Here is a 4727-nt window from a genome sequence, read left to right as displayed (position 1 = left end):
GGTGACTGACACACCGCTTTCGCGAGCAAGCCCGCTCCCACATGTTTAACCGTGCCCGCACCGATTACTCGATAAAGGTCACAACCCCACCCGCCAACGACTGCACCCGCGCCAGCGACTCAACCCGGTAACCCTGGGCATCCAGCTCCGCACGGCCACCCTGGAACGACTTCTCGATCACAATCCCCAAACCTGCAACGGTCGCGCCGGCCTGTTTGATGATCGAGATCAGCGCCTGGGACGCCTTACCGTTGGCCAGGAAGTCGTCAATGATCAGCACGCGGTCGCTGCTGCTCAGGTGGCGCGGGGAGATCGCCACGGTGCTTTCGGTTTTCTTGGTGAAGGAATACACCGTCGCCGACAGCAGGTTTTCGGTCAGGGTCAGGGACTGTTGCTTGCGGGCGAAAATCACCGGCACGCCGAGGTTCAGGCCGGTCATGATCGCCGGTGCAATGCCCGAGGCTTCGATGGTGACGATCTTGGTGATCCCCGAATCCTTGAACAACGCAGCAAACTCGTCACCGATCAGTTTCATCAGCGCCGGGTCGATCTGGTGGTTCAGAAAGGCGTCGACCTTGAGTACCTGATCGGAAAGCACGATGCCTTCTTCGCGAATTTTCTTGTGCAGTGCTTCCACGAAAGCTTCCTCTGTTGGCGCAACACGCGCCGAAAGTAGATTAAAAAGTAGTCGATTCTAGCGCTTTAACATCGCGCGTATATCCGCCAGTGCGGTGTTGCCGCGAACGGCTTTGACTTCGGTCGGTGTGTCGTCGTTGCCTTCCCAGGCCAGGTCGTCCGGCGGCAGTTCGTCGAGGAACCGGCTGGGGGCACAATCGATGATCTCGCCGTACTGCTTGCGCTTGGCGGCAAAGGTGAAGGCCAGGGTCTGACGCGCGCGGGTAATGCCCACGTAGGCCAGGCGCCGTTCTTCTTCGATGGTGTCGGCTTCGATGCTGGAGCGGTGCGGGAGGATTTCCTCTTCCATGCCCATGATGAACACGTAGGGGAATTCCAGTCCCTTGGACGCATGCAAGGTCATCATCTGCACGCCTTCGGCGCCGTCTTCCTCTTCCTGCTGGCGTTCAAGCATGTCCCGCAGCACCAGCTTGCCGATGGCGTCCTCGACGGTCATCTCGCCTTCTTCGTCCTTCTCCAGGGTATTTTTCAACGCCTCGATCAGGAACCACACGTTGCCCATGCGGTAATCGGCAGCCTTGTCGCTGGAGCTGTTGGTGCGCAGCCAGTTCTCGTAGTCGATGTCCATGACCATGCTGCGCAGGGCGCTGATCGGGTCTTCGCCGGCGCACTGCTCGCGCACCTTGTCCATGAAGCGCTTGAAGCGCGCCAGGCGGTCGGTGAAACGAGTGTCGAGGTGCTCGCCCAGGCCGATTTCGTCGGTGGCGGCGTACATCGAGATCTTCCGTTCGGTGGCGTAGTTGCCGAGCTTTTCCAGGGTAGTCGAACCGATTTCCCGGCGTGGGACGTTGATCACCCGCAGGAAGGCGTTGTCGTCGTCCGGGTTCACGATCAGCCGGAAGTAGGCCATCAGGTCTTTCACTTCCTGGCGTCCGAAAAAGCTGTTGCCTCCCGACAGGCGATAAGGAATCTGGTGGTGCTGCAGCTTCAGCTCGATCAGCTTGGCCTGGTAGTTGCCACGGTACAGGATCGCGAAATCGCTGTAGGGCCGGTCGGTACGCAGGTGCAGGGTGAGCAGTTCGACGGCCACGCGCTCGGCTTCGGCGTCTTCGTTGCGGCAGCGGATCACGCGGATCTCGTCGCCGTGGCCCATCTCGCTCCACAGTTGCTTTTCAAACTCGTGGGGGTTGTTGGAGATCAGCACGTTGGCGCAACGCAGGATGCGGCTGGTGGAGCGGTAGTTCTGCTCCAGCATCACCACTTTCAGGGACGGGTAGTCGTCCTTGAGCAGCATCAGGTTTTCCGGGCGGGCGCCGCGCCAGGCGTAGATCGACTGGTCGTCATCGCCCACCACGGTGAATTGGTTGCGCTTGCCGATCAGCAGCTTCACCAGCAGGTATTGGCTGGCGTTGGTGTCCTGGTATTCGTCCACCAGCAGGTAGCGGACTTTGTTCTGCCACTTTTCGAGGATGTCGGCATGTTCCTGGAACAGCTTCACCGGCAGCAGGATCAGGTCGTCGAAGTCCACCGCGTTGAACGCCTTCAGCGTGCGCTGGTAGTGGGTGTAGACAATGGCGGCAGTCTGCTCCTTGGGGTTGCGCGCAGCTTCCAGGGCTTCGGCGGGCAGGATCAGGTCGTTTTTCCACGAGCCGATCATGTTCTTGATCTCGTCGACGCCGTCGTCGCCCGCGTATTCCTTCTGCATGATGTCGGTCATCAGCGCCTTGACGTCTGTCTCGTCAAAGATCGAGAAGCCCGGCTTGTAGCCCAACCGCACGTGCTCCTTGCGGATGATGTTCAGCCCCAGGTTGTGGAAGGTACACACGGTGAGGCCACGGCCTTCGCCACCCTTGAGCAGGGTGCCGACGCGCTCTTTCATTTCCCGCGCCGCCTTGTTGGTAAAGGTCATGGCGACGATGTACTGGGCACGGATGCCACAGCTCTGGATCAGGTGCGCGATCTTGCGGGTGATCACGCTGGTCTTGCCGGAACCGGCACCGGCGAGCACCAATAGAGGGCCGCCGACGTAGTTCACGGCTTCTTGCTGCCGGGGATTGAGTCGGGACATACGAAATTCAGGAGGTCATTGATCAAAAGGGCGGGCATTTTAACAGGCTGGCAAGATTCTGCTGCCTCTGAACGACAGTGTGACGTACCACTCGATCTAAATTTGCCGGTTTTGTTACTTTGCCGCAGGATGTGCAGGGTATTTAGGACTATTGTTCGGTCTAGAGCTGCACAGTGCGCATTTGATAACCCATATCATTGGTCATTATCGGGGCGCACGTCATAATGCCCGCCGCCAACGAAATTTTGCAGAGTCTAGGGAGCTAGCTTGTCTACGCCTGTCGAACCCTTGCGTTTGCTGCTACTGGCCGATGAGCCAGCGTGGGCAGCGTTATTGCGCGAGTGCCTGGCGCCGATGGGCGACGGAGCTGTGCTGATCAGCGCGCCAAACTGGGAGTCTGTGAGCAACCTGTTCGACGACGATCACAGCGCGGTGCTATTGACCACGGCCAACCTTCAGCCCGGCCCCGGTCGCTGCAGCTTGCCAACGGTATTGCTGTTGGAAGAGGAACCCCTGGTTTCGCCCCTCGGCGTCAGCGACTGGCTGATCCTGAATGCATTGGATGTCGATACATTGCGCCGTTGCCTGCGGCATGTGCGCGAGCGCGGTGTACTGGAAAACACCCTGCAACGCCTGGCCGAACAGGACCCGCTGACCGGTATCGCCAACCGCCAGGGCTTCCAGACCCTGCTGACCGCCCGCCTGGCGGAAAACGAAGGCCGTGGCGTTGCCCTCGGCCACCTCGACCTGGACAACTTCCGTCACGCCAACGACGCCCTCGGCCACCAGGCCGGCGACCGGCTGATCCTGCAAGTGGTCTCGCGGCTCAAGAGCCAGCTGGAGGCCGGCGATCAACTGGCGCGCCTGGGCAGCGACGAATTTGCCCTGCTGATCGACACCCGCCGTGCGCCCCAGCGCGCCGAATGGATGGCCGAGCGCATCGTCGAAGCCATGGCCGAACCCTATTGGGTCGATGGCGAAAGCCTGCTGATCGGTTGCAGCCTCGGCGTGGCCCATGCCCGCGCCAAGGCCGGCGCCGACCCGTTGATGTGGCACGCCCACATCGCCATGCAGCAAGCCAAAAGCACCCAGGGCTGCACCTTTCATATCTTCAACGAACGCATCAACCGCAATGCCCGCAGCCTCGCCGACCTTGAGAGCGAACTGCGCCGGGCGTTGCGCCGTGACGAACTGGAACTGCATTACCAGCCCCGCCTGGACCTCGACGATGGGCATATCGTCGGCCTGGAAGCACTGGTGCGCTGGCGCCACGGTGAGCGCGGCCTGTTGCCGCCGAGCGAGTTCGTGCCGCTGGCCGAGCAGAGCGGCTTGATCGTGCCGCTGGGCTACTGGGTGATTTCCCGGGCCCTGCGCGACATGCAGGACCTGCGCGAACGCGGGATTGCGCCGTTGCACATGGCGGTCAACCTGTCGTTCCGCCAGTTTCAGGACAGCCAACTGCTCAGCACCCTCAGCCGGCTGATTGCCGAGCGCGGCGTGGAAGCCCAGTGGCTGGAATTTGAGCTGACGGAAACCGCCGTGATGCGCCGCAGCGACCTGGTCAAGCAGACCATGGATGCGCTGGGCCGCCTGGGTGTGCGCTTTTCCCTGGATGACTTTGGCACCGGCTTTTCGTCGTTCGTGCACCTCAACAGCCTGCCGATTGCCTTGCTGAAGATCGACAAGAGCTTTGTCGGCGGCATGGAAGAGCGCGAAGAGAATCGCAAGCTGGTGCACGCCATGATCAACCTGGCTCATAACCTGAACCTGGAAGTGGTCGCCGAGGGCGTGGAAACCGCCGAGCAACTGGCGTTGCTGCGGTTGTTCGGCTGCGATCAGGCCCAGGGGTACCTGATCAGCAAGCCGTTGCCGTTGGCGGAGCTGGTGGACTACCTGACGTTTGGTGACAGCCAGGAACTGGTGGGCGGCGTGATCTGATGTTGTGAACCCGATCAAAAATGTGGGAGCGGGCTTGCTCGCGAATGCGGTATTTCAGCCAACCAATGCATGGCTGACCCACCGC

The 4727-nt window shown here is 61.0% G+C and carries 3 protein-coding genes; 1 reads left to right on the top strand and 2 read right to left on the bottom strand.

Annotation, left to right across the window (positions count from 1 at the left end; all coding sequences use genetic code 11):
* Positions 1-64 precede the first annotated feature (64 nt).
* Both ACW9I6_RS30855 and rep read right to left on the bottom strand, forming a co-directional pair.
* Positions 65-637, bottom strand: coding sequence for a xanthine phosphoribosyltransferase (locus ACW9I6_RS30855; RefSeq protein ID WP_003208760.1), 573 nt, complete (start codon positions 635-637; stop codon positions 65-67).
* Between the two features lie 57 nt (positions 638-694).
* Complete coding sequence (gene rep / locus ACW9I6_RS30850; RefSeq protein WP_008439414.1) at positions 695-2704, bottom strand: DNA helicase Rep; 2010 nt, start codon at positions 2702-2704, stop codon at positions 695-697.
* A gap of 267 nt (positions 2705-2971) precedes the next feature.
* On the opposite strand from rep, the gene ACW9I6_RS30845 reads away from it, so the two are divergent.
* Positions 2972-4642, top strand: coding sequence for a putative bifunctional diguanylate cyclase/phosphodiesterase (locus tag ACW9I6_RS30845; protein WP_008439412.1), 1671 nt, complete (start codon positions 2972-2974; stop codon positions 4640-4642).
* Positions 4643-4727 lie beyond the last annotated feature (85 nt).

It is taken from the genome of Pseudomonas sp. SDO5522_S412, assembly GCF_054071215.1.
This window is presented reverse-complemented; position numbering and strand designations above follow the sequence as displayed.

Excerpts from the sequence above, each read along its gene's own strand:
- rep (WP_008439414.1), bottom strand. The coding sequence starts at position 2,704 with ATGTCCCGACTCAATCCCCGGCAGCAAGAAGCCGTGAACTACGTCGGC.